Annotated in this window: 19 protein-coding genes; 9 read left to right on the top strand and 10 right to left on the bottom strand. The window is 65.3% G+C overall.

Features of this window, described 5'->3' with window-relative positions; translation table 11 throughout:
- The first annotated feature begins 18 nt into the window (after positions 1 to 18).
- Positions 19 to 1,188: a GGDEF domain-containing protein gene (locus F600_RS0122125; protein ID WP_026306838.1), complete on the top strand. Its 1,170-nt coding sequence runs from the start codon at positions 19 to 21 to the stop codon at positions 1,186 to 1,188.
- A gap of 43 nt (positions 1,189 to 1,231) precedes the next feature.
- Positions 1,232 to 2,782 (top strand): alkaline phosphatase family protein, encoded by a 1,551-nt coding sequence (locus F600_RS29380; RefSeq protein ID WP_018162843.1) that lies wholly within the window; start codon positions 1,232 to 1,234, stop codon positions 2,780 to 2,782.
- Here F600_RS29380 and F600_RS0122115 read toward each other — a convergent pair.
- From F600_RS0122115 to F600_RS0122105, 3 genes are all read right to left on the bottom strand, one after another.
- Positions 2,779 to 3,078 carry a Rieske (2Fe-2S) protein gene (locus tag F600_RS0122115; RefSeq protein ID WP_026306837.1) on the bottom strand — a complete coding sequence of 100 codons (300 nt, stop codon included), beginning with the start codon at positions 3,076 to 3,078 and terminating at the stop codon, positions 2,779 to 2,781. The genes F600_RS29380 and F600_RS0122115 overlap by 4 nt on opposite strands.
- Entirely contained in the window at positions 3,075 to 5,585 is a 2,511-nt protein-coding gene (gene nirB / locus F600_RS0122110) for a nitrite reductase large subunit NirB (RefSeq protein ID WP_026306836.1), read from the bottom strand. Before nirB ends, F600_RS0122115 begins: the two co-directional genes overlap by 4 nt.
- A 77-nt stretch (positions 5,586 to 5,662) precedes the next feature.
- Positions 5,663 to 6,961, bottom strand: coding sequence for an outer membrane protein assembly factor BamB family protein (locus F600_RS0122105; protein ID WP_156024769.1), 1,299 nt, complete (start codon positions 6,959 to 6,961; stop codon positions 5,663 to 5,665).
- A gap of 161 nt (positions 6,962 to 7,122) precedes the next feature.
- Between F600_RS0122105 and F600_RS0122100 the strand changes: the two genes are divergently transcribed.
- Positions 7,123 to 7,875: an acyltransferase gene (locus F600_RS0122100; RefSeq protein WP_018162839.1), complete on the top strand. Its 753-nt coding sequence runs from the start codon at positions 7,123 to 7,125 to the stop codon at positions 7,873 to 7,875.
- 4 nt (positions 7,876 to 7,879) lie between these two features.
- Here F600_RS0122100 and F600_RS0122095 read toward each other — a convergent pair whose 3' ends face one another.
- The 4 genes from F600_RS0122095 to F600_RS0122080 are packed head-to-tail and all read right to left on the bottom strand — an operon-like array spanning position 7,880 to position 12,949.
- The gene (locus tag F600_RS0122095; RefSeq protein WP_018162838.1) at positions 7,880 to 8,599 is read right to left on the bottom strand and encodes a hypothetical protein; all 720 of its coding nucleotides are present in this window, start codon (positions 8,597 to 8,599) and stop codon (positions 7,880 to 7,882) included.
- Between the two features lie 38 nt (positions 8,600 to 8,637).
- The gene (locus tag F600_RS29375; protein ID WP_018162837.1) at positions 8,638 to 10,215 is read right to left on the bottom strand and encodes a polysaccharide deacetylase family protein; all 1,578 of its coding nucleotides are present in this window, start codon (positions 10,213 to 10,215) and stop codon (positions 8,638 to 8,640) included.
- The gene (locus tag F600_RS0122085) at positions 10,212 to 11,573 is read right to left on the bottom strand and encodes a glycosyltransferase family 2 protein (RefSeq protein WP_081628976.1); all 1,362 of its coding nucleotides are present in this window, start codon (positions 11,571 to 11,573) and stop codon (positions 10,212 to 10,214) included. The genes F600_RS29375 and F600_RS0122085 overlap by 4 nt, the downstream gene beginning before the upstream one ends.
- Entirely contained in the window at positions 11,573 to 12,949 is a 1,377-nt protein-coding gene (locus F600_RS0122080; protein WP_018162835.1) for a nucleotide sugar dehydrogenase, read from the bottom strand. Before F600_RS0122080 ends, F600_RS0122085 begins: the two co-directional genes overlap by 1 nt.
- Before the next feature lie 419 nt (positions 12,950 to 13,368).
- Here F600_RS0122080 and F600_RS29370 point away from each other — a divergent pair, with 419 nt between their 5' ends.
- Entirely contained in the window at positions 13,369 to 14,541 is a 1,173-nt protein-coding gene (locus tag F600_RS29370) for a LamG-like jellyroll fold domain-containing protein (protein WP_156024768.1), read from the top strand.
- A 6-nt stretch (positions 14,542 to 14,547) separates the two neighbouring features.
- On the opposite strand, the gene F600_RS0122070 is transcribed toward F600_RS29370, so the two are convergent.
- Genes F600_RS0122070 through F600_RS0122060 form a run of 3 tightly spaced genes read right to left on the bottom strand, consistent with a single transcriptional unit; the run spans position 14,548 to position 18,107 of the window.
- Entirely contained in the window at positions 14,548 to 15,798 is a 1,251-nt protein-coding gene (locus F600_RS0122070) for a glycosyltransferase family 4 protein (protein WP_026306834.1), read from the bottom strand.
- 39 nt (positions 15,799 to 15,837) lie between these two features.
- A complete protein-coding gene (locus tag F600_RS0122065) occupies positions 15,838 to 17,310 on the bottom strand; it encodes a 1,4-alpha-glucan branching protein domain-containing protein (RefSeq protein ID WP_040632389.1) in 1,473 nt (490 codons plus the stop codon).
- Positions 17,311 to 17,327: 17 nt separating this feature from the next.
- A complete protein-coding gene (locus F600_RS0122060; RefSeq protein ID WP_018162831.1) occupies positions 17,328 to 18,107 on the bottom strand; it encodes a class I SAM-dependent methyltransferase in 780 nt (259 codons plus the stop codon).
- Between the two features lie 223 nt (positions 18,108 to 18,330).
- Between F600_RS0122060 and F600_RS0122055 the strand changes: the two genes are divergently transcribed.
- The 5 genes from F600_RS0122055 (at position 18,331) to F600_RS0122035 (ending at position 23,765) form a co-directional block, all read left to right on the top strand.
- Positions 18,331 to 19,110 (top strand): electron transfer flavoprotein subunit beta/FixA family protein, encoded by a 780-nt coding sequence (locus F600_RS0122055; RefSeq protein ID WP_018162830.1) that lies wholly within the window; start codon positions 18,331 to 18,333, stop codon positions 19,108 to 19,110.
- Between the two features lie 35 nt (positions 19,111 to 19,145).
- A complete protein-coding gene (locus tag F600_RS0122050) occupies positions 19,146 to 20,099 on the top strand; it encodes an electron transfer flavoprotein subunit alpha/FixB family protein (protein ID WP_018162829.1) in 954 nt (317 codons plus the stop codon).
- Between the two features lie 130 nt (positions 20,100 to 20,229).
- Positions 20,230 to 21,138 (top strand): dienelactone hydrolase family protein, encoded by a 909-nt coding sequence (locus tag F600_RS0122045; protein ID WP_018162828.1) that lies wholly within the window; start codon positions 20,230 to 20,232, stop codon positions 21,136 to 21,138.
- A 60-nt stretch (positions 21,139 to 21,198) separates the two neighbouring features.
- On the top strand, positions 21,199 to 22,227 hold the full coding sequence (locus F600_RS0122040; protein WP_156024766.1) for a hypothetical protein: 1,029 nt from the start codon (positions 21,199 to 21,201) through the stop codon (positions 22,225 to 22,227).
- 44 nt (positions 22,228 to 22,271) lie between these two features.
- On the top strand, positions 22,272 to 23,765 hold the full coding sequence (locus F600_RS0122035) for an adenylate/guanylate cyclase domain-containing protein (protein ID WP_018162826.1): 1,494 nt from the start codon (positions 22,272 to 22,274) through the stop codon (positions 23,763 to 23,765).
- Positions 23,766 to 23,819 lie beyond the last annotated feature (54 nt).

Raw genomic sequence — 23,819 nt, 5'->3', positions numbered from 1 at the left:
TCGCGGTAGGGGCAGGCAGTGACGGCTGATTCCCTAAGCCTGGTGTGGGCTGCCGTCGGGGCTGTTCTCGTTTTCTTCGCGGGTCTCGCGGTCTTCTGGGCGTGGTCGCTCGACAAGCGACGCCGTTACCTGCTTCTGATGTTCGGCGGCGCCATGACCTATGCCGTGGGCCTGGCCGTGGCGTTCGGAGACTTTCTCCCGGGCGCGGTGCCCGATGAAGTGGTCGCCGGCTTCTGCATGATCGCTGGTGCGATCCTGTCGATGGAGGCCTTCGCGCGGCGCGCGGGAAGCACCCTCGGCCGCGGGTTCGTCCTGGGCGTCGTTGTCGTGGCGGTCGTGGGCGAGGTGTGGTTCTCAGCAATCCGGCCGGATGCCGTCGGGCGGGTCCGCGTCGAGGACTACGTCACCGCTGCGGTGTCGATTCGGTCGGTTCTCCGGGGGCGCCTCCTTACCAATGGGCGCCGCGGCGATCCGGTGCTGTTCTTCTTCCTGATCGGATTGGCCGCCTGGTGCCTGACGCGGACCTGGTTCGGCGTCTCCGCGGCAGCACTCACTGCGGGCGCACGCTTCGGCACGAACATCTTCGTGACACCCGTGTACGTAATCTTCGCGGTCCTTCTGGTGCCCGCGACCGTGACGACGGTGTGGCAGGAGGTCGCCGGGGTGATCGACGTCCTGCGCACCGAACGCGACACGGATCTTTTGACCGGGGTGCTGAATCGGCGTGGTTTCCTCGCGGAAGCACAACGGATGATCGATGACCCGCGGCTGGCTCCGGTCGCGATGATCGTGTGCGATGTGGACCGTTTCAAGCAGATCAACGACCGTTTCGGGCATCGGGCGGGAGACGAGGTACTGCAGGAATTCGGCCGCTTGCTCCGGGAATCGGCGCGCAATATCGACCTCGTCGGTCGGCTCGGTGGTGAGGAGTTCGCGATCCTGCTGGCCACGTCCGAAGGCGGCGACGGGTTCGAATTCGCCGAGCGGGTGCGTATTCGATTGTCGTCGGAGGCGTTTGCCTTCCTGCCCTCGTCGCAGCAGGTCACCGCGAGCTTCGGAGTGGCCGGCGCTGGTACCGGCATGCTGGATCTGGAGACGCTCCTGCACGAAGCGGATCGCCGAATGTATCGCGCGAAGGCCGCGGGCCGGGATCAATCGTGGCCCGCCTATAGATCTGAATCGTCCTGAAATATCGTTGGTTCAACTTTTGACAACTCGACCAGGGGGATCTGTGAACGAGCCCAAGGTTCTGTTCGTCGCCTTCGATGCCTGCGACGCCGGACTCATTCAGGAACTGGCCCGTGACGGCCACTGCCCGAACCTCGCCAAACTGCTCGTCGAGGGCGCGGTCGTCGACACCGTGGCGCCGTACGGCACGTACGTCGGAGCCTCGTGGATGACGATCTCCACGGGCGCGGACGTCGGCACGCACCGGTACTGGAACTGGGTGGAGGTCGATCCCGACACGTACAAGCTGCGTCAGACGACACCGCGCGAGAGCCGTCGTGCGCCGTTCTGGCAGCACGTGTCGGACTCGGGCCGGCGCGTCTGCGCGTTCGACGTTCCGCACGCCGACATCCCCAAGGAGCTGAACGGCCTGCTCCTCAAGGAGTGGGGCTGCCACGATCGGCACTTCGGCACCGAGTCCTACCCGGCGGCGCTGCTCGACGAAATCAACGCGATCGCGGGCCCCCATCCGATCGGGTGCCAGTCCGGACCGCATGGTGCCGAGCAGTTCGCGCCCTGCGATTCGACGCACCGCGCGGGCATTCATCGGACTCTCGATGAGAACAAGCAACTCCTGACGCAGCTGCTCGACGGGGTCGAGGCAAAGCGAAAGGCTTCCCTGTCGCTGCTCGACCGCGAACCGTGGGACCTGTTCATGACGGTCCTCGGCGAGAGCCACTGTGTCGGCCACCAGATGTGGCACCTGCACGACGCCGGCCATCCGCGCCACGATGCCGATGTTCGCGCCGCGATCGGCGACCCGGTGGTCCAGGTCTACTCGCGACTCGATGCTTCGCTCGGGGAGCACCTCGCCCGCGCCGGCGAGGACACGACCGTGTGGCTGCAGTTCAACCACGGCATGGGCCCGCACTACGACGGTGAGCACCTTCTCGACACCGTGCTTCTCCGGATCGACGAGGCCTCTCGAGGGCCGCGAAGTGTTGTCGCGCAGGCTCGAGCGGCCGTGCAGAGCCGCATCGAGGGACTGATCGCCGCGGCCTACCGCCGGTTCCTGAACTGGAACCCGCGTCCGGCACCGCGACCGGATCGCCGGTTCTTCCAGATTCCGGGGAACACCGCTGTCGGCGCGATCCGGCTCAGTGTCGTGGGACGCGAGAGCCAAGGGCTCGTCGAGCCCGGGGCGCATTACGACGCTGTGTGCGAGGAGATCAAGCGCGCACTTCTGGACCTGCGGAACGTCGAGACCGGTCGTCCGGCCGTGCACGCCGTCATTCGCTCCGAAAGCGTCCTGGAACGGTCACTCGACGACGGATTGCCCGACCTGTTCGTCGAGTGGAATCGGGAGGCGCCGATCTCGCGCGTCGCGTCGCCGCTGATCGGCGAGGTCAGCATCCGGTACCTCAAGCACCGCACGGGCGACCACAACGATCGAGGCCTGGCCATCGTGAAGGGACCGGGTATCCGTCCGGGACGCCGCACGGAGCCGATGTCGCTGGTCGACGTGGCGCCGACGTTGTGCGCGATTGTCGGTGCGCCGCTGACGGCGACCGACGGCGTCGTCCACCCGGACCTTCTGACCGAAGTCGAACGCTAGACGCCGACGACGACCTTCCCGTCGATCACCTGCGTCGAATAGCAGGTGACGGCGGGAATCTCGGGCGTCGTGCACTCGCCCGTGTCCAACGAGAACGCGTATTGGTGCAACGGGCACACCACGACCTTCTGGTCGTACTGGCCGTCGGTCAGGGGACCGGCCATGTGCGGGCAGATCGCGTTGAGCGCGCGGACCGAATCGTCGGCCATGCGGAACAGTGCGACCTGAGCGCCGTCGACGACGAAGGTCCGGGGTTCGCCGGGGACGAGCTCGTCCAAGCCACAAACAGGGATCATCGAACCGGCACCATCGGTAGTGGGAGCAGGGGGAGCGAGGACGAGAACTGGCCCACCGAGCGCGGGGCCGCGGCGTCGGTCGCCCACGGGTCGCGGTAGCCGTCGACCGAGTTCTGCATACGCTCTTCGAGACCGGCGCAGATGCCGTCCTCGTCGCGCACGAGAACGCGCTGAAGTTCCTCGAGACCGATGCGCGGAACCCAGTCGTACGTCCGCTCGAGCCACCTGGCGTTCTCGCGGTAGTACTGGATGAATCGACTGGCGAGAACGAGTACTTCCTCGCCCGAATCGGCCGTCGCGAACACGTCACCCTTACGGATGTGTGCGCCGGCTGCGCCACCGATGTAGATCTCCCACTTGCCGTCACCGATCGAGACGACACCGAAGTCCTTGCACAAGGCCTCGGAGCAGTTTCGCGGGCAGCCGGCCACGGCGAGCTTGAGCTTGGCCGGGGTTTCAAGGCCCTGGAAGCGCTGCTCGATCGCGATGCCGAGGTTCGTCGAATCGCCGAGTCCGTAGCGACAGAACTCGCTACCCACGCAGGTCTTGACCGTGCGGAAGCTCTTGCCATACGCGAAGCCCGACGGCATGCCGAGGTCCTGCCACACCTTCGGCAGGTCTTCCTTCTTCACGCCGAGAAGGTCGATGCGCTGACCACCCGTGACCTTGACCATCGGTACCGCGTACTTGTCCGCGACGTCGGCGATCTTGCGCAGTTGATCGGGTGTGGTCACGCCGCCCTGCATCTGCGGGACGACGGAGAACGTGCCGTCCTTCTGGATGTTGGCGTGCACGCGGTCGTTGATGAACAGGGCGCCACGTTCGTCAACCCAGTCCGGACCCCACACCACGCGCAGCAGCGACGCCAGCGGCATCTTCGTGTTGGCGTCTTCGCCGTTGGGGGCGAACGCCGCGACGACTTCGGAAACCGAACGCAGTCCACGCTCGCGAACCGCGGCGATGAGTTCGGGCTTGGACATCGGAATCGACGGGACGTACCAGTCGGCCGACGGGTCATCGGCGAGGGCGCCGCCAAGTGCGCACGCGATAATGTCCTTGACCATGCCCTTGCAGGAACCGCAGCCCTTGCCGGCGCGGGTACGGGCGACGACATCGGACAGGGTGTGCGCGCCCGAGTGCACGCATTCGGTGATCGTGCCCTTGCTGACCCCGTTGCAGTTGCAGATCTGTGCGTCGTTGGGCAGATCGGCGACCGATGAGGCGGGCACTGAGGGACCCAGATCGAACAGCAGGCTGATGCGTTCCTTGGGCAGGTCGATCTGATTCTCGAAGGCCTGCTGCAGCGAACCGGCCTTGCTGATGTCGCCGAGGAGCATCGCGCCGATGAGCTTGTCGTCGCGCACGACGATGCTCTTGTAGACGCCGCTGCTCGGTTCGTAGAACTGAACGAACTCGTCGTCCTCGTGCTCGGGACCCTTGACGCCCATGGCGGCGACGTCGATGCCGGCGACCTTGAGCTTCGTCATCTTGACCGAGCCGTGGTAGGCCGCATGCGGTTTCGCGCCCGTCAGGTAGTCCGCGAGGACCACCGACTGCTCCCACACCGGGGCGACGAGGCCAAAGGTCTCGCCGCGGTGCTCACAGCACTCGCCAACCGCGTAGATGCTGCTCTCGTCCTCGCACCGCATCTGGTCGTCGACGATGACGCCGCGCTCGACGACGAGTCCGGCCGACTGCGCGAAGCTCGTGCTGGGACGGATGCCTGCGGCGACGACGACCATGTCGGCGGCGAGCCGGCCGCCGTCGGCGAACTCGACGCCCGAAATGTGCCCGTTCTCATCGCGATGGACGGTGGTCGTGCGCTTGCCGGTGTGGACGCCGATGCCGAGTTTCTCCATCTCGGTCCGCAGCACCTTGCCGCCGCGTTCGTCGAGCTGCTGGTTCATCAGGTGGGTCGGGGAGTGCACGACGTTGACCGTCAGGCCCTGTGTGCGCAGGCCGTAGGCGGCTTCGAGTCCGAGCAGGCCGCCGCCGATGACGACCGCGTTGACCGAGCCCTCGCCGGGGACGGATGCTTCTGCCATCTGCAGCATGCCGTTGGTGTCGGCGATGTTCCGGAAGCCGAAGACCCCGCGGCCCAGGCGGCCGTCGGATTCGCGCAGGCCGTCGATGTTGGGGAAGAAGCTCGTGCTTCCGGTCGCGATGATGAGGATGTCGTAGGGGACCTCGCGGCCGCTTTCGCACGTCACGACCTTGGCGAAGCGGTCCAGACGGATGGCGCGGTCGCCGGCGTACAGCTTGACGCCGTTTTCGGTGTACCAGCTCATCGGGTTGAGGACGACGTCCTCGTCATCGAGGCTCGCGTGGCCGGCGAGGACGTGGCTGAGCATGATGCGGTTGTAGTTGCCGTACGGCTCGTCGCCGATCATCGTGATGTCGAACTGTTCGGCGCCACCGCGAGCGAGGATCTCCTCGACCGTGCGGGCGCCAGCCATCCCGTTTCCGACGACGAGCAACCGCTGCTTAGCTCTTGTGTCGCTCGTCATACGTCGAGCGTCCAAGGGCCGGGTGACGCGGCTGCGTCGCACGTGTTACGGCGGGGTTAGGAACCGCTCTTTATGTTTCAGGGTGCGAACGTGAACAGTTCGCCGATGATCGTCACCACGACGACCTGTTTGTCGGGTCCGATCGACGTCGCGAGGGTCGTGCCGGTGGCGCCGGGTAGCGCGTCGTGGTCGACGGTCTTGCCTGACGTCACGTCAAAGGTCACCAGCGCCAGGCCCGTGTCGCCATCGCGCGCGACGATGTAACCGGTGCCGCCGGCGGCGAGCACCGGGGCTCCGCGTAGTTCGACATCCTTGCGTTCCCACGCGACCTCGGCACTCTTGCCGGCATCGCGGATCGCGACGAGGTGGCCCTCCGACCCGCCGGGAACGATCAGGCCGTCCTGGAGCGAAAGGCCGTACTGCGGAATGAATCCGAGATCGTGCGACCACTTCGTCGAACCCGTTGCGGCGTCCAAAGCCCGCAGCTTTCCGGAGTTGTCGGCGACGTACACGGTCTTGCCGTCGGGGGAGATGACCGGGCTGACGGCGGTGCCCTTCGACAGCACCGGAACCGACCATTCCTGCTTGAGGCCGGGCTTGTCGCCGCTCGTGTACTTGAGCGAGACGACCGACGCCTCGGGTGTATTCGGCCGCCAGAACGTCACGATGACTCGGCCGGTCGGGAGATCGATCGCGGGAACCGTCGAGGTCAGGCACCACTTGCCGCCACTGATGCAGGAATCGAGGCCAACGGTGGGCGACATTTCCGGGACGTCTGGTGTCTTGGAGTAGTTGAGGTCGCCGGCAAGCTTCAGCGACGGCACGAACCGCGTGCCGTTGTATCTGTTGAGAACGCTGATTTCGCCCAGTTGGGTGACCACCAGCAGGTGGCCGTCCGGCGTGAACTGCGATCCGACGGGAGAACCCGTGAGCTCGGTCCGCCACCGGGCCGGACCGTAGTCGGCGAAGGACAGGACTGCGCCGTCGTCGCCCACGTAGATGTTGTTGGCCGCATCGGAGATGGGTCGGCTGGCGAAAGACGCTGGGCTGATCTTGTTGCAGAACTTCTTGCGCCCCGACTCGATCTGGAACGCGAACACATTGCAGCCGGCTTTGGTGCGGGCTGTCGTGTAGATCAATCCTTCGGGTGCGATCGCAAGGCCGGAAGCGACGGGCGCACCGATCGGACGCGACCACGCGAACTTGAGCGCGCGCGACCCCTCGATCGATGAATTCGCCGAGTTGTGGGCATCGCCATGCGAGCCGGCGAAGGCGGCGTCGCCGAGTTGGTTGTCGTAGCCCGGGCCGGAGCTGCAGGCCGCGAGAGTCATGGTTCCGGCGATCGCGAATGTCGCCATGCGTCGTCCCCAGGTCACTTCTTCGAGACTAGTGGTTCGAGCACAGCGGGCGCCGGAGGGACATGCAGGACGCCGCGGAAGGAGGACCGCGGGAGCATCGCAGCGAGGGACGAGCGAGGAGCGGAGCGCAGGACGGTCCGCGCATCGAGCACAGTGGGACACTCTGTACCCTTCATGCAATGACGACGATGTGGGGTGTTCCGCTACGGAAGCGTTGGAGCGGATCGCGCCGACGCGACCCTGAGCAGGCCAAATTCCTGACGATGGCGTCGCTGCGCTGGGTGATTCGGAACAAGGCGTACTCGCGTTGGTACCTCGTTCGATACTGGCGTCTGCTGAAGTTCCGGCTGGCCAACCCGCACATCGTGCTCAAGGGAATGTTGTTCCTGGGCAAGGGTGTTGAGCTGCACTGCACCCCCGAACTCGGTCGCATGGAGATCGGTCGGTGGGTGCACATCGGCGACGGCAACGCCATCCGGTGCCACGAAGGGTCGCTGCGTCTGGGCGACAAGGTCGTATTCGGGAAGGACAGCGTCGTCAACGCCTACCTCGATATCGAGATCGGTGGTTCGACCCTCGTCGCGGACTGGAGCTACATCGTCGACTTCGACCACATCGTCGACAACATCGACCTGCCCATCAAGGACCAGGGCATCATCAAATCGCCGGTCCGCATCGGACCGGACTGCTGGATTTCGACGAAGGTGACCGTCACCCGCGGCACACGCGTCGGGCGAGGTTGTGTCCTCGGGGCGCACGCGGTCGTCCGCGGCGAGATCCCGGACTACTCGATCGCGGTCGGTGCGCCGGCTCGCGTGGTGAAGAACCGCAAGGAATCCTGGGAAGCCGGTGCGGAAGAGCGCGCTAAGTACATCGCGGCGCTGGAGGACATCGAGCGCAAGAAGGCGGGCCTCCCGAACCAGGGCGAGTAGCCGCTCAGCCTTCTCGGTACGCGGTGACCTTGAGGTCGGTGAAAAAGAGCTCGGCATTGTCGCCGCGAATCCCGATAGCACCGCGTCCGCGGAGCGGCGCGCATCCGGTGCCGTGGTCGATGGCCTCCAGAACCGTGCCGTTGCGGTTCGCGGTGATTCGGACGCTGCCGTCGTCTTGGTCGGCGACGGTCACGGAGATGTCCTGCCACTGCCCGAACGGGATGGGCGGCGCGAGCGTTTCCGGTGTTAGGTCGTAATAGGTTCCACCGTTGGATTTCCCGCCGGCGCACTTCTTCTTGATGACTATCCGCCCGTCGCGCCGATCCACCGACACCGCGTAGAGCTCGCGTTCGGATCGATAACGTACCCAGACATGCGCGCCGTCGTAGGTTTCGGCGGGCATCGCTTTGCTGGAGACGAACCGAGCGACCTTGAGACGCAACGAGATTGCGATGTCGCCGAAGTCGTCCCGCACCGAGTACATCCGGAATACCGCGGAGTGGTTGCCGGGCGGCTGCGACGCCGCGTCGGGCACCCCGGTCCACCCGGACCCGGCTGTGCGGTAGAGAGTTCCGCTGTTGAGTAGCCAGTTTCCGCCGCGTGGGGGCCCGAATTCCGAGGCGACCAAGCCGTCCGGTCCGTCGAACGAGTCGGCCAGGAGCACGCGATCACGGTAGTGGACGATCAATACCCCGACGACCAAAAGGGTCGTTGCTGCGATCACCGCAGCAACGACCCTTATTGGGCGAAGTGAGACCACACTCAGGAGATTGTCATGTTTCGGATCGTCGTGGGCCTCGCCGAACTAGCCGCCTGATAAACCGCAACGCTTCCGGCCACCCGGTGGCCGCCGGTCGGTGCGTCGATCGTGGCCGAGTACACCCGCACACCGTCGACCGTCACCGAGACGGCAGTGGTCGAAACGCTGATCTGAACGCGATGCGAACTGCCGAACGCCAGGGCACCGGCCGCGACCAGGTCGTTGTCGAGCCCACGGTGGACCTGGAACTCGTCACCGCTGACCGAGACGTCGATCTGGTTTTTGGCGTCCTCGAGCAGTGCGATCAAGCCGGCTGAGCTGGTGGAATCGGGCTGGAACCCGCCGATGTCGGCGGTCACCGTGTAGGTGCACCACATCGCGGTCGCGACCGGAGCGAAGACGTAGCGCTGGTAGTTGGCGCGACTCTTGAACTCGATCGTGCCGTCGGCACCTGGCACCGCGATCGCGGTATCGGTGTCCTGCGCGGTCGCCCATTTGACCCGATTCGGTCCCACGAGCGGGTGGAGTCCGCGTGGGTCGATTCCGCTCGCCTCCAGCAGCCGGTCCGTCAGCACTGCTGGTGTCACATCGCTGGTGATGTCCATCCGTGCGACATCACCGGACGCCAGGTTCGCCAGCGTCGTGGTCCGCGCGACACCGCCGGCGTCGAGCAGCGACGCCCGGAACATCGGCGCCAGAACTCCAGGAAGAAGACTCGTGCCGTCGGGGTCGGTTCGGTTGGCCGAGAACGGATACGCGAACAATGTGGGCTCACCCAGACCGTGCCGCGCGATCTCGTCCTTGCTCTCTTTGAGGTCGGTGGTGACGCGGTCGCGCCATTCCTCGACGGTTTCCTTGCGGTTCTTGCTGTCGAGCCACATGAGACTGGTCAAGAACGGCGCGGTTGTGCCTTTGCTGTCGACGGGGACCTCGAGGTGTCCCAGGTGCGTGTGCGACTCGATGTCCCAGCGGCCGGAGGAGTGGAGTTCTTCGATCTGCTCCCAGGTCATGTAGTACGGCTCGTGGGTTCCCACGAAGCCGGTGATGACGAAGGAGATCGCACGCATGTTGTGCGACGCCAGAATCGGGTCGGCATACTTCCACACACCGCGCGTTCCGTCATCGAACGTGATCATGACGCTGTGCGCCGGAAGCGGTTTGCCATCGAGCCAGTCGAGCAGTTGCCCAGCCGAGATCGTCGTCCAGCCGGCGTCGGCGAGCAGCTTCATCTGGGTCGCGAAGGCCTCGGGCGTGGTCTGATACTGACCCTTCTCGTACCCGATGTCGTGGTACGTGAGAATCAGCGGCCCGGACTGCGTGCTCGTCGGAGCCGCCACGAGCTTGTCCACCAGGGCGCTGTCGATGTCGTTGGCGTCGATCGTGGTGACCTGCTCGTTCGACATCGCGGCCATCTTCGTTTGACCGGTCGACCACTGCCACACGGCTGGACCGAGCAGATACGCCAGGACCAGCAGGACGATGACAGCGGTGATCAACGGCGACGCGACACGTCGCGATTGGCGAACCGCAGCGTGCTTGCCCTGGCCGGTACCAGTCGGTGAAACATTCGGCGGAGTCATCGAGTGCCCCATTTCGAGTCGCGGATCGTGAGCATCGCGTAGGGGAGTTGGACCACGAGAACGATCGTGTAGAACAGCGTGAAGAACATGCCGAGGTACCACCGCGGCTCGCGCTGGTGAGCTCGGTAGTACAGGCCGTAGAGCAGCGCGATCGTCGCGACTCCACCCAGGTACCAGATCGGGAATTCGTGCAGGAAGTACGGCTGCACGACGAACGCGCGGAACACGATCTGCGGCGCCGCGAGCGGCAGGATCACGCCGACGAAGAACATCGCGATCATCACCGGGTGCTTGTGCCACATGGCGCGCGCGGCCCGCAGGGACTCGCGCATCCAGCTCTTCTTCCAGCGCAACTGCTGCTTGAGCAGTTGTTTCATGCGCTCGGGGACGTTCGTGTACGCCTGCGCGTCCGGCGCGTAGACGACCTTCCAGTTTCGGAGCAGGAAGTTGGTGAGGCTGCGGTCGTCGCCGTAAGTGCTCGGGGTGCCGAAGAACGTCTGGCCCAGCCAGTCGTCGAGGATCGGCTCGAGCGCCGTGCGGCGGTATCCCGAGAAGCAGCCGGAGCAGCAGCCCACCGCGTCGAAGAGGGACTCGGCAGACTTGTGCACGCGGAACGCGATGAAGTACTGCATCGCCTGCATGCGCGTGAGGATGTTGACCGACTTGTTCGCGACGTCGGTGTGGCCGGCGACCGCACCGACCTCCGGGTCCGCGAAATGCCGGATCAGGGCGCTGATCGCGTCCGGTTCGATCTGGGAGTCAGAGTCGATGAAGACACAGATCTCGCCCTCGTCCGCACGTAGCGCGGCAAGGCCGGTGCCAATCGCGTGTCGCTTGCCTTGGTTGACCGGAGGCGCGATCACCAGCAGTCGCTCGTCGTCGAGTTCGGACTCCGTGCGCCGGATGATGGCGAGGGTGTCGTCCGTCGACTTGTCGTCGACGACGACGACCCGCAGCTTGTCGTGCGGGTAATCCGCAGCGAGACAGGCCTTCATCGTTCGCGCGATGTCCGGCTCGTTGTAGGCCGGCACGATGATCGCCACGGTCGGCTGATAGGTCACCTGGACCAGGTCTTCGGTGTCGTTCCGACGTTTGAGCGCGCGGAGGTAGACGCGCGCGAATCCGAAGCGGGCCAGGATGAACGTCGTGACCGCGATGCTGTACGCCGCGAACACCGGCTCGGTGATCAGGTTCGTCAAGCTGAGAACCTTGACGATGCAGATCGCGACGACCAGCGCCACGAACACTGTCCACAGGATGCGGTGCTTGTTCGCCCCTGCGGTGGGCGCGGGGGTCGGTAGGCCCGGGCGAGGAACCGGAGGCGCGGTCCGCCTCCGGGAATGGGTCAGCAAAGCCATCAGAGCGTGTGTTTCTCGGGAAGGTTCAGACGGAAGGTCGTGTCGAGGACGACGGGAGCGCTTTCGAGCCATTGGTGGTCTTCGCGTGGATGGACGGTGTGGACGACCACGACATCCCATGCGTGCGCAGCGGCGTCCGTGTGGGACAGCGACGTCAGGGTGCCGGTGGCGCGCAGCGTCAGCTCGTCGATCATCGAGTCGGTGAAGCTGACCTTTGCCCGGGATCGGGCGAGTTCCTCGATGATCTCCAGCGCCGGTGACTCGCGCAGGTCGGCGACGCCCGGCTTGTATGCGACGCCGACGATCAGGACGCGTGCGCCGGCGAGCCGCTTTCCGGCATCGCCGAGCAGCTCGCGGACCCGGTCGACGACCCGGCCCGGCCGAAGCGCGATACCGCTCATCGACGACTGGATCACCGGGGATTCGAGGCGGTGGGCCTTGAGCTGCCACAGCAGGTAGTGCGGGTCGCACGGAATGCAATGGCCGCCGACGCCGGCGCCGGGGTAGAAGGGCATGAAGCCGTACGGCTTGGTCGCCGCAGCCCCGATGACCTCCATGATGTTGACGTCGAGTTCGTGCGCGACATCGGCGAATTCGTTGGCCAGTGCGATGTTGGCGGCCCGGAAGGTGTTTTCGACGAGCTTCGTCATCTCAGCCGCGGCCGGCGACGAGACAGAATGCAGTGCGCTCGCCGTCGGGCGCAGCAGATCGAGGGCGCGAGCCAGGCACTTCGGAGTGGCGCCGCCGACGACGCGCGGCGTGGTTTCCGGTGCGTGATTGGCGACGCCCGGGTCGATCCGCTCCGGGCTGAAGGCCACGAAGATGTCCTCGCCGGGAGTGAATCCGCGCTTGCGCAGCGGCTCGATGAGCATGTCGTTGGTGCAGCCGACGTACGTCGTCGAGGTCAGGACGATCACCTGGCCCGCCGCCGCATGTTCGACCACGGCCTTGCAAGCGCTCGCCAAGGCGGTGAGATCCGGGTTGAGGTGCTTGTCGACCGGGGTCGGCACGCAGATGATCACTCCGCCCGTCGTCGCGATCGCCGCCGGGTCCGAGGTGAGCTTGAAGGTGTTCGGCTTGGTGAGACGGGTCTTGAGTCGGGTGAGGTCGCGTGGCAGAAGATCGACCTTGGCACTCTGGATCGCCGTGAGGCGCGGGGTGCTGATATCGAAGCCAACGACTTCCACACCGACGTCCGCGAAGGACAGCGCGGTCGGCAGCCCGACGTAGCCGAGCCCGACGATCGCGACGGACGATGCCTTCCGCGATCGGAGCGTCCGATGCGCGAGCCAGCTCGCGGTGGTGCCCCCAACAACCGTTTGGCTAACGCTTGTCCGATGCGGAAGTCGGGCCAACATGGCCTCTGCAACCTGCATGCTAATTCTCTCCGAAAAGTAAATGCCCAACGTGCCTGAAGTTTCTCTGTGGCACGGAAAACTGACCGAAAGTCTGTTTCGGGCCTAAGTATTCGGATAGAAATAGCCATTTACCAGGCCCAAAACGCATTCGTGGTATGGATCACACCGATGTAACGCGGGGCGTATATCCATTGAATGTCGTGCGTTCAAATGTATGAAACCGCGGCCACAGCTATTGTTTAGCAAACGAAACGCGAGAATGTCGCGCGCACTGACTAATTCGCTCGGGCATCGAAAATGACGTGAAAACCGGACGCGTTGTGCCGATTTACTGCCGAAATCGGGGACGCACTCCCGTTCGTCCGAAGAATTCGGCCTCACCGCTCTCGAATGCCGTCAATCTGCCTTTGCGGGTGCACTTTTGCACTGTTACTGATGTGAATTCTGAGACGAAAGTGAATTGGTGGTGTCAAAGTCTGCGTGAAACCACTGGCTATTTCGCCGTGCGGCCGCACGCCCGGCGGAAAGGAAAGCGTTTGATGCCTCCGCGTACACCCGGCTCGCCATTCACCCCCAAGCGGTCGAGTGGCGCCACGCGCCACCTGCGCACGGCAATCGCGACGGTGTGTGTCGGCGCATCATTGATCGCTCCCGCAATCGCTACCGCCCATGCGGACAGCGCGCCGGTCCACCGAGAGTTCACCAAGTTCAGACCCCGGCCCACGACTACCACTGCGCCGACCACTACAGCGCCCACCACCACGGCAAGCGCCCCATCGACGTTGAGCGCGTACGACAAGGCAGTCCTGGTCGATGCGCCCGCGGCGTACTGGGTGATGCGCGGCGGAGGTGGCACCGAAACAGACCAGACCGGACGCGGCCTGACCGGCGCTTACCGCGGCGGTACGCCGGCGGTCAGTACGATGCCGAACTCTGATCCGGTCGTCGTGTTCAACGGCAGTTCCCAATACCTGCAAGTGCCGTCGAAAAACGTGCTCTCCATCAGCACCACCGGAAAGTTGACGTTCGAGGCATGGATACGACCTGACGTAGCGAATTTCCCGTCGAATCTCAGCGGCTACGTGGACTGGATGGGCAAATGCGCCAACTACAGCCCAGATTGCGAGTGGGCCGCGCGGATGTACAACCAGAGCACCGACCGGCCTTCCCGCATTTCCGCCTATGCCTTCAACCCCGGCGCCGGCCTGGGTGCGGGCGCCTATTGGCAGCAATACGGCACCTCGGCGATCAAAGCCGGACAATGGCACCAGGTGGTTGGTCAGTATCAGATAGTGACTCAACCATCGGGATGCAGTGGGCCGCAGATCGGCGGCATCAACATCTGGGTCGACGGTGTGAAATGGAATATGGCGTCCCATTTGCCCACTGGGTGCATGTCGCAATATGGCATTACGCCCACGGCCGGAGGATCGGTCTTCAATATCGGCACAGTGGCGCTGGACAGCTTCTTCAAAGGCGCGATCGGAAAGGTCGCGATCTATGACTCGCTGCTCCCCGAAAGTCGAATTGCCGATCATTTCCGGGCGATGACCGGCCGTTCGCCGGCGGGCAGTTGCACCCTCAGCGGCGGGACGTGCTCGCTCGGTTAGGTCGAGTCAGACGTCCCGCTCGGGCAGTGGCCGTTCGATGATGACCGGACGGCCAAGCGGGTGCCGAACGCGGCGCTTGGCGCTCTGGTAGACGGTCGAGGTCGCCTCGGCGACGACCGGCCAGCCGAAGTCGCCGGTCAGGCGGGCACGAGCGGCTTCGGCGCGCTCCTGTGCGGCTTCGGGATCGTCGAGAAGTCGGCGGATGGCAATTGCCAGTCCAGCGACATCACCTGGTTCGAAGGAGAGGCCCGTTTCGCCGTCGACGACGGCTTCTCCAAGCCCACCCGCGGTGGACGTGACCAGCGGCGTTCCGGCTGCAGCGGCCTCGAGGGCGATGATTCCGAACGGCTCGTATCGACTCGGCAGCACGATCGCGTCCGCGCCGTGCAGCCAACCGAGTAGTTCCTCGTGGTCGAGCTTGCCGAGGAACGTCACCGCGCGGGCGACTCGATACTTGACCGTGAGTTCACGCAGCCACTCGAACTGAGTGCCCTCGCCCGCGATGACGAGCGTCGTTCCCGGGTGGGTGCGGCGAATCCGGGGGAGCGCGGCGATCGCGTCCTGAATGCCCTTCTCGTACTCGAGGCGGCCGACGTAGAGCAAGGTGGCCGGACCGCGCCGCGGCTGACGCTCCCGGTACTTCCAGGTCGAGACGTCGATTCCGTTGTGGATCACCGAGATCGGCGCGAGCTCGGGCCCGAACAGGCGCGTGACTTCGTCTTCCATCGAGTGCGAGCAGCAGATGAGCGCGTCGGACTCGTTGGCGAGCCACCACTCGAGGGAGTGAACCTGCTTGTTGATCCGACCCGAGACCCAGCCACTGTGGCGGCCCGCTTCGGTGGCGTGGAGGGTCGAGACGAGCGGAACGTCGTAGAACTCGGCGAGTGCGATCGCGGGGTGGGCAACCAGCCAGTCGTGCGCGTGGACGACGTCGGGTGTCCAGCCTTCGCCGATGCCGGGTTTGCTCAGGGCGACGCCGGCACGGACCATCGCGTGTCCCATTGCAAGCGTCCAGGCGAGCATGTCCTGGCCGAACTCGAACGCGTGCGGGTCCTCGGCGACCGCGACGACGAGGACTCCCTCGGCGTACATGGAGTCCGTCGGGTGCGTCAACGCGTCAGTCCCGCTCGGCCGCCGGCACAGCACGACGACCTCGTGACCCTCGGCCGCGAGTTCGACCGCCAGGTGGTGAACGTGGCGGCCGAGACCGCCCACCACGACCGGCGGGTACTCCCATGACACAAGCAATATGCGCACGACGTCGGGCTTTCCTTTGTGCATGCCGGTTTTCTAGCTTCAGACCTGCAGCCGCCGGGCATCCAGCGCGGGGAACAAGCCGTCTACTTGGTTCCAGTCTTGCGCGAGTCGCTCTGCTTTGGCGAATTGGCCGGAGGTCATGGCCTCGGCAATCTCGCGTGTCGCGTGGGCGTGTCGGTGGGCGCGGTCACGGGCATACCCCGCCGCCGAGTCCTTGCTCACCATGAAGGCCCAGTCGCTCGACACCGCCATGAGCGCCTCGCGGATGAGTTGATCGTTGGTGCGATTACGCAGTTCGGAAGGGTTTTTGTCGAGCGCGGCGAGCGCCGTCTCGACGACTTCGGCATTGAGTTGGACGAGATCAGCGACCTGGTCGCCCGCCCACACGCGCCAATCTTTACCCGATCCCCACGAACTGTCCGAAATGTGGACAGATTGTCCAACGAATCCTTCGGCGCGGGCTTGCGTCAGGGTCCCGACGCGGACTCCAGCCTCGGGTAGTGCCTGCAGAACCTGCTCGAGCCAGGCCGGTCCCTCGTACCACCAGTGGCCGAACAACTCGGTGTCGAAGGCGGCGACCGCAAGCGCGGGGCGCCCGATCCGCTCGGATTCGCTCGACAGGCGGCGCACGACGGTGTGCACGAAGTCGTCGACGTGCTGCTTGACCGCGGCGGCCGCGAGGTGTGGGTCGTACGGCGCCTTCTCGGTCGACTTGCGGCTCGTGACTCGGTAGGCCTTCAGCCCGGTCGCGTGGTCGAACGTGTGGAAGTCGCGGTAGGCGGCGTGACCCGGATAGCCCGACTTCGGCGACCACACTCGATAGCTGACCGGGAGGTCGCGCCCGAACGCGACGACGTCGGCCTCGCCGACCGGGCGGCCGAGCGTGGTGTCGCCGTGTAGCGCCGGTCCGTCGACCATGAAGTGCTTTACTCCAGCGAGGTCGTAGCCGTGCTCCATGCTCGGCGTGAAGCCACACTCGGGAGCCCAAATACCGCGTGGCCTCCGACCCCAGCGGGTCTTCGCGTCGGTCAATCCCTCGGCAAGAGAAAATGCACGCAGGCGAGGATCGAGCAGCGGCTGAAACGGATGTGCAAGCGGGCCGCCGAGCACTTCAATGGTGTTCGCTTCGATGAGCTCGCGGAACAATGGCGAGGCACCGTGCCGCCACAACGTCTCGAACTGCTGCAGCGCCCAGGCCGAATTCGCGTGCTCACGGGCGCCGAGATCGCGGCCGCCGGGCCGCAAGGCGGCCTCATGAGCGCGCAGCTGCCAGTTGCCGAGCCAGTGGTGCAGACCCTCGAGACAGTGCGGATCGTCCAACTGAGCGGCGAGCACCGGCGTGATGCCGAGGCTCAGCAGATTCTCGTGGCCTTTTTCGCCGAGCCGTCGAAGGACGTCAACGACGGGAAGATACGAGGCCGCCCACGACTGATAGAGCCATTCCTCACCGACTGGCCAGCGGCCGTGATTGGCCAGCCAGGGTAGGTGGGAGTGCAGAACCAGGCAGAACATGCCCGGCACGGGCTTGGTCACTCCTTCACCGCAATGGCCACCAAGTCGAGGGAAGCGTCGATGTCGTCGGCATGGAGGTCGAAATCTGCGGTCGCAATGGCGGCGACGTCGGCCGTGAGGTCGGCGGGCCAGGGCTCGCCGGCGAGTGCGCGTTCGATCTGCGCATCGATGATCGAGCCACCGTGCTTGGCGTCGAGTTCACGCAGGCGCGCGCCGTGGTGAACGCCGAGCATGGCCTCCACACGGAACCCGGCTTCGACGAGAAGTTCGTCGAGTTCCGCCGCGTTCAGCTCGCGCGTATGAAACGGATTGAGGGGTGTGTCACGCCCCGGCGAGAACGTGATGCGGTTCGGCGTGCTGATCAACAGCGCTCCACCGACCGTCAGAACCCGGTGGCATTCGCGCAGAAACTGGGCTTGATCCCACAGGTGTTCGATGACCTGGAAATTGACGACGATGTCGATGGAACCGTCGGCCAGTGGCAGGTCTGCGAGGTTGGCCTGGAGCATCTGAACGGCGGGGTAGCGCGCCCGGATGTGCTCGACCGCGCTGGTGTCGTAGTCGATGCCTGTCACGGAGGCCGCCACGGACGCAATCATGTTGGCGCCGTAGCCTTCTCCCGCGCCGGCTTCGAGAACTCGCTGCCCGGCGCAGCGGTCCAGGAGCTGCTCATAGGCGATTTCGTGCCGCCGGAACCAGTAGTTTTCCTCGGGAATTCCGGGCACCGTACGCTCGCCCGTGAGGGGTAGCTGGGAGACCGCGGACTGGTCGGGCTGGGAGTCGCTCACCGACACCATTTTATGAGCCGTCAAAATCGGCATTCCGGCCAGGTAAGAATCGCCTTGCGCAAGGATGTTTCTGTGTCAGGTCTCACAGGCGAAGGTCTTGAACCTGTTACTGCGAAGTAACCTACTATTCCGCTAGTGTCACGCTAGGCGGACGCTTGTACGGTTTCTGCCGTACCAGCAACATTGAAAAGCTGCTCTGCATAACGTTTACCGAGGAGGTCGACGCAGACCGATGCCGAACATCGTCGTACTGATCAAGCAGGTTCCGGACTACGAGTCCGAGAAGAAGCTCAACAGCGACTTCACGCTCGACCGTTCCGAAGGCGGTCCTCTCGATGAGATCAACGAGCGCGCCGTTGAAGAAGCGCTGCAGATCAAGGAAGCACAGGGCGGAGAGGTGACGGTTCTGGCCGTTGGCCCGGACAAGGCCAACGACGCCGTCCGCAAGGCGCTGTCGATGGGTGCGGACAAGGCCATCCACGTCTCGGACCCGGCCATCGCCGGCTCGGACGCTGTTCAGACCGCGTACATCCTCGCCACCGCAATCGGCACCGTCGAAGGTGCTGAGCTCGTCATCGCGGGTAACACCTCGGGCGACGGTGCGATCGGTGCCGTTCCGGCCATCGTTGCCGACTACCTCGGTCTGCCTGCGCTGACCCACGTGCGCAAGCTCGAGATTTCCGGCGGCACGATCACGGCTGAGCGTGAAACCGAAGAGGGTGTCTTCACCCTCGAGTCGGCTGCTCCGGCTGTCGTGAGCGTCGGCGAGGCCATCAACACCCCGCGCTTCCCGTCGTTCAAGAACATCATGGCGGCGAAGAAGAAGGAGATCCAGAAGCTGACTCTCGCTGATCTCGGCATCGATGCGAGCGTCGTCGGCGGTGCTGCGTCTGCCTCGGCGGTCACCAGCGCGACCCCGAAGCCGCCGCGTGAGGCCGGCCAGCGTGTGACGGACGAGGGTGAGGGCGGCAACCAGATCGCTCAGTACCTGGTCTCGAACAAGATCATCTAATTCCTTCTTCTTCACAGCTTTCAGGAGTAAATGAAATGGCAGAAGTACTCGTGCTCGTCGAGCACGCTGACGGTGCTCTGAAGAAGGTCAGCACGGAACTGCTGACCGCTGCTCGTGCAATCGGTACCCCCGCAGCTGTCGTCACCGGTGCCGCCGGCACCGCCGATGCACTCGCGGACGCCCTGGCCGCTGCCGGCGCCGAGAAGATCTACGTCGCCGAGGGCGATGATGTGGTGAACTACCTCGTCACCCCTAAGGTCGCCGTTCTCGAGGCGCTCGTCGGCCAGACCGGTGCCACCGCGGTCATCACCGCGGCGACCGTCGAGGGCAAGGAAGTCGCCGCTCGTCTGGCTCCGCGCCTGAGCGCCGGACTGCTGCAGGATGTCATCGCGGTCAACGCGGACGGTTCGGCTGTGCACTCGATCTTCGGTGGCGCTTTCACCACCGAGGCGAAGTCCAACGGTGGCGCCGTGGTCATCTCGGTCCGCCCGGGTGCCATCGAGGCTGAGCCGGTTGCCGGCGCAGGCGAGAAGGTCGCTGTCGAGGTTCCGGCCGTCGAGGGTGGCGTCAAGATCACCGGTCGTACCCCGGCCGCCGGCGGTAACCGTCCGGAGCTCACCGAGGCCAGCGTCGTCATCGCCGGTGGTCGTGGTGTCGGTTCGGCCGAGAAGTTCGCGACCGTCGAGGCTCTCGCCGACGCTCTCGGTGGTGCTGTCGGTGCTTCGCGTGCCGCTGTCGACTCGGGCTACTACCCGGCTCAGTTCCAGATCGGCCAGACCGGTAAGACCGTCTCGCCGCAGCTCTACATCGCTCTCGGTATCTCGGGCGCCATCCAGCACCGCGCTGGTATGCAGACCTCGAAGACCATCGTTGCGGTCAACAAGGACCCCGAGGCTCCGATCTTCGAGATCGCTGACTACGGCGTCGTCGGCGACCTCTTCGAGGTTGCTCCGCAGCTGACCGAAGCGGTCAAGAAGCACAAGGGCTAAGACCCCATCGAAACGCCCGCCTTCACTGAAGGCGGGCGTTTTGTGTTTGGGGGACTGCCCCTTTGGCGATTCCTCTGGGCAGGTGATCCAGCAGAATGAACCCAGAGCTCTCGCCGATCGGAGATACGTCATGACGCCTCTACAGCGATACGTCGCCGAGGAGATCGCGACCGATCATGCGGACGGACTGATGTCCCGCCGCGAGGCGCTGCGTCGGCTGGGTTTGCTCGGGCTCAGTGTCGGGGCGGCGTCTGCGCTCCTCGCGGCGTGCGGTGACCAGGTCAAGGAAGCGCCGCTCGTTCAGTCCTCGACGCCGCCCGCGACGATCACGGCGGGCCCGCCCGGGGCAGCGCACGCCGTCGCCACCCAGGCGATCTCGTTCGCTGGCCCGGATGGGGGCTTGCACGCGGCCTGGGCGGCCGCGGAGTCGCCTCGTGGAGCCGTCCTCGTGATCCACGAGAACAAAGGGCTGACCGACCATCACAAGAACGTGGCCGGCCGCTTCGCGGGCGCCGGCTACTCGGCGATGGCGCTTGACCTGCTTTCGCGCAATGGCGGCACAGCTCATTTCAGCGATCCCGCGCAGGCGACCGCGGCGCTCACGGGCACGCCGGCCGCCGACCTGGTCGCCGACATCCAAGCTGCCATCGGCGAACTCGAGGTACGTGCGGACGGCAAGAAGCTCGCGATGATCGGGTTCTGTTTCGGCGGCGGTCTGACGTGGCAGACCCTCGCCGCGGGGGAGCCGAGGCTTTCGGCGGCTGCGCCCTTCTACGGGCCAGGACCGGAAAATCCAGACTTCTCCGGATCGAAGAACGCGGCCGTGATCGCGTTCTACGGCGCTCTCGACAATCGGGTCAATGCCACGCGAGATGCGATGGACGAGGCCCTGACGCAGGCGGGCCTGGTCCACGAGATAGTCACCGAGCCGGACGCCAATCACGCCTTCTTCAACGACACCGGCCAGCGCTACAACGTCGTTGCCGCAAATGACGCCTGGAAGCGGGTACTCGACTGGTTTGGAGAGCACGTCGGGTAGCTGTCAGACACGACCCAACCCCCGACGGGCCCTGGCCGAAAGGTCCGGTACGTTGCCGACATGACCTTGCTACGGGTGGCGGTGATCGTCGGGTGCCTGGTGGCGCTCGGGGGCTGCGCCACGGTCACCGATGGGGTTCCACGCGGTGCGGTCCCGGTGTCTGCAACGGCGTCGAGGTTGTCCCACGCGGGAATCGACGGCCTGCTCCTGGGTATGTCGATCGACCAGGCGAAGTCTGCGGCTCAGGCGATCGGAACTGCACTCCCCAAGGTCTCCAAGACCGGTGTGGACGAGGTGGAGTGGCGAGGCTGCACGCTGACCTTCAACAACGGGACTCTGGTGCGCATTGCGCCGCCGTCGACCGTCAAGACTGTCGAGGGGCTCGGCGTGGGTGACGACGTCAAACGACTGAGCCAACTGTTCGCTGATGTCGATCTGACGACCGCTGCGTCGCGGTCGACCGCGGTCGTGGAGGTCGACAAGGAAGCGGGCACTGGCTACGAGGTCGACTTCAAGCCCACCACCGTGGGCCGGCTCGACGGCACGATCACGAAGATCGTGCTGTGTCGATGTGGTCCGCGGCCGTTCGCCGACTTCCCGCCCGAGGTGCCCAACTGCCCGACTCTCGTCAACGAGAAGGTCGACATCAAGCACCCGTATCTGGGCACGCTGCGGTTGTTCGCGTTGACCAAGCCACTGGGGTCGAACTCGAAGCTGCAGGGGTGTGTCATCGCTGTTGATCGGTCGAACAAGGTGGTCCAGGCATTCGAGGTGGCCGGCTTCGACGACCGGCTCCGATTCGCCGATCCCGTGACCGATGCGAGTGGCAACTTCTTCGTCAACTACAACCCGGGTCGCTACAACGGGGTCATGGTGCTGGTGCCGACGCCGACCGGATTCGAGCCGCTGGGCGCCGATCGCGGCAACTACACCGGGAAGCGGCTCATCTACTACGCGGAACTCGACGGACCCGGGGACAACGGTCAGTACGTCATCAAGCAGTTCAACAATGACTGCAAGCCTGACTGCGCCCACGGCACGATCACGTCGAAGCTGCTGCACTGGAACGGCACTGACTACGTGGAGTAGCGGAAGGCCAAAATAAATGCAGGTCACCGTCCTACGCTGGGCGAGTGGACCCGTCGAACACCCAGTATGTCGAGCGCGACGGACGTGCGCTCGCCTACCAAGTGGTCGGGGCCGGACCCACCGACATGGTGTTCGTTCTGGAGGCCAATCTCCACCTGGACCTGATGTGGACCGATCCGCAGATCCACTATCTGTTCGAGCGCGTGGCGAGCTTCGGACGGGGCGTGTTCTTCCAGCGGCGCGGGTTGGGTTTGTCCGATCCCATCGACTACATCCCCACCCTGGAGCAGCAGGCCGACGACGTCGTCGCGGTGATGGACGCGGTCGGGATGGAGCGGGCAACCCTCGTGGGGGTCGCGAGCACGTGTGGTCCGATTTCGCTCGTGGCGGCGCGGTCACCACTCCGGGTGACCGGCCTCATCCTCGTCCAGCCGTTCGCGGAGAGCGTGCTGTCCAACCCCGTCCCGCATGGGTGGGACCCCGCCGATCGCGACAAGTTCGTCGAGGGCTGGCGTGATGCGTACACGCGCTGGGGCTCGGGGCAGTCTGCGGCAATGTGGGATCCGGACGTCGACTCGCCCTACAACCGCCGGATGATGGGCATGCTCGAGCGTTGTTCCGCGACACCGGCAACCGCAAAGGCCCACTTCGAATGGCTCATGCGCCTCGACTATTCGCAGGCGCTCCCGTCGATCCAGTGTCCGGCCCGCGCCCTCCTTCCGCCGGCGGCCGCACTGGCCCGTGGAGCCGCGGAATACGTGGCCGAGCTGATCCCGAACGGGAGCTTCCATCTGCTTCCCCCGACACCGCCGGGTGCCTCGTTGGGGGAAGCGTGGCTGCCGATCGTCGATCACGTCGAAGAGGTCGCGACCGGTGCCCACCGGTCCGGCGACGCCGATCGATTCCTCGCCGCGTTGCTGTTCACCGACTTGGTCGGTTCCACTGCGGCGTTGGCGAAGATGGGGGATCGCGCCTATTCGGAGTTGCGCGCCGCGCACGAGCGCCACGTTCGACGAGAAGTCGAGCAGGCTGGCGGGCGTCTGGTGAACGTCACCGGCGACGGGACGTTCAGTATCTTCGACGGTCCCGCCGCGGCCGTGAGCTGCGCGTTGCTCATCTGTGAGGGCGCGCGTGAACTCGGGATCGAGGCGCGCGCGGGGGTGCACATGGGCGAGGTCCAGCAGGCCGGACCCGAACTGACCGGGATGACCGTGCACGTCGGTGCGCGGGTCGGGTCGGCCGCCGGGGCTCGTGAGGTGCTGGTTTCGCGCCCCGTGCGCGACCTGGTCGTCGGGTCGGGCCTCGTTTTCACCGACCGCGGTGAGCAGCAGCTCAAGGGTGTGCCGGGCAAGTGGCGACTGTACGCACTAGCCGGCACGGGAGCCGCGCCGCCGGTCGTTCCCGACGAATCGCCGGCACTTGGCTTCGGTGATCGCGCGTTGCTCAGACTGGCGAGGAAGCATCCGTGGGCCATGCGAGCGGGAGTCCGCATCGGCAACGCAATGCAGCGGCGGCGAACCGGTAGTGTGCGCGCCTGAACTGCAGCTTGACTGTAGGTGAACACACTCCGACCAGCGGTTTGTGTGATTTTG

Source organism: Smaragdicoccus niigatensis DSM 44881 = NBRC 103563, assembly GCF_000380645.1.
GTDB lineage: Bacteria > Actinomycetota > Actinomycetes > Mycobacteriales > Mycobacteriaceae > Smaragdicoccus > Smaragdicoccus niigatensis.
Note: the sequence above shows the minus strand (reverse complement) of the source record. Positions and strands in the feature narration are given on the sequence as shown.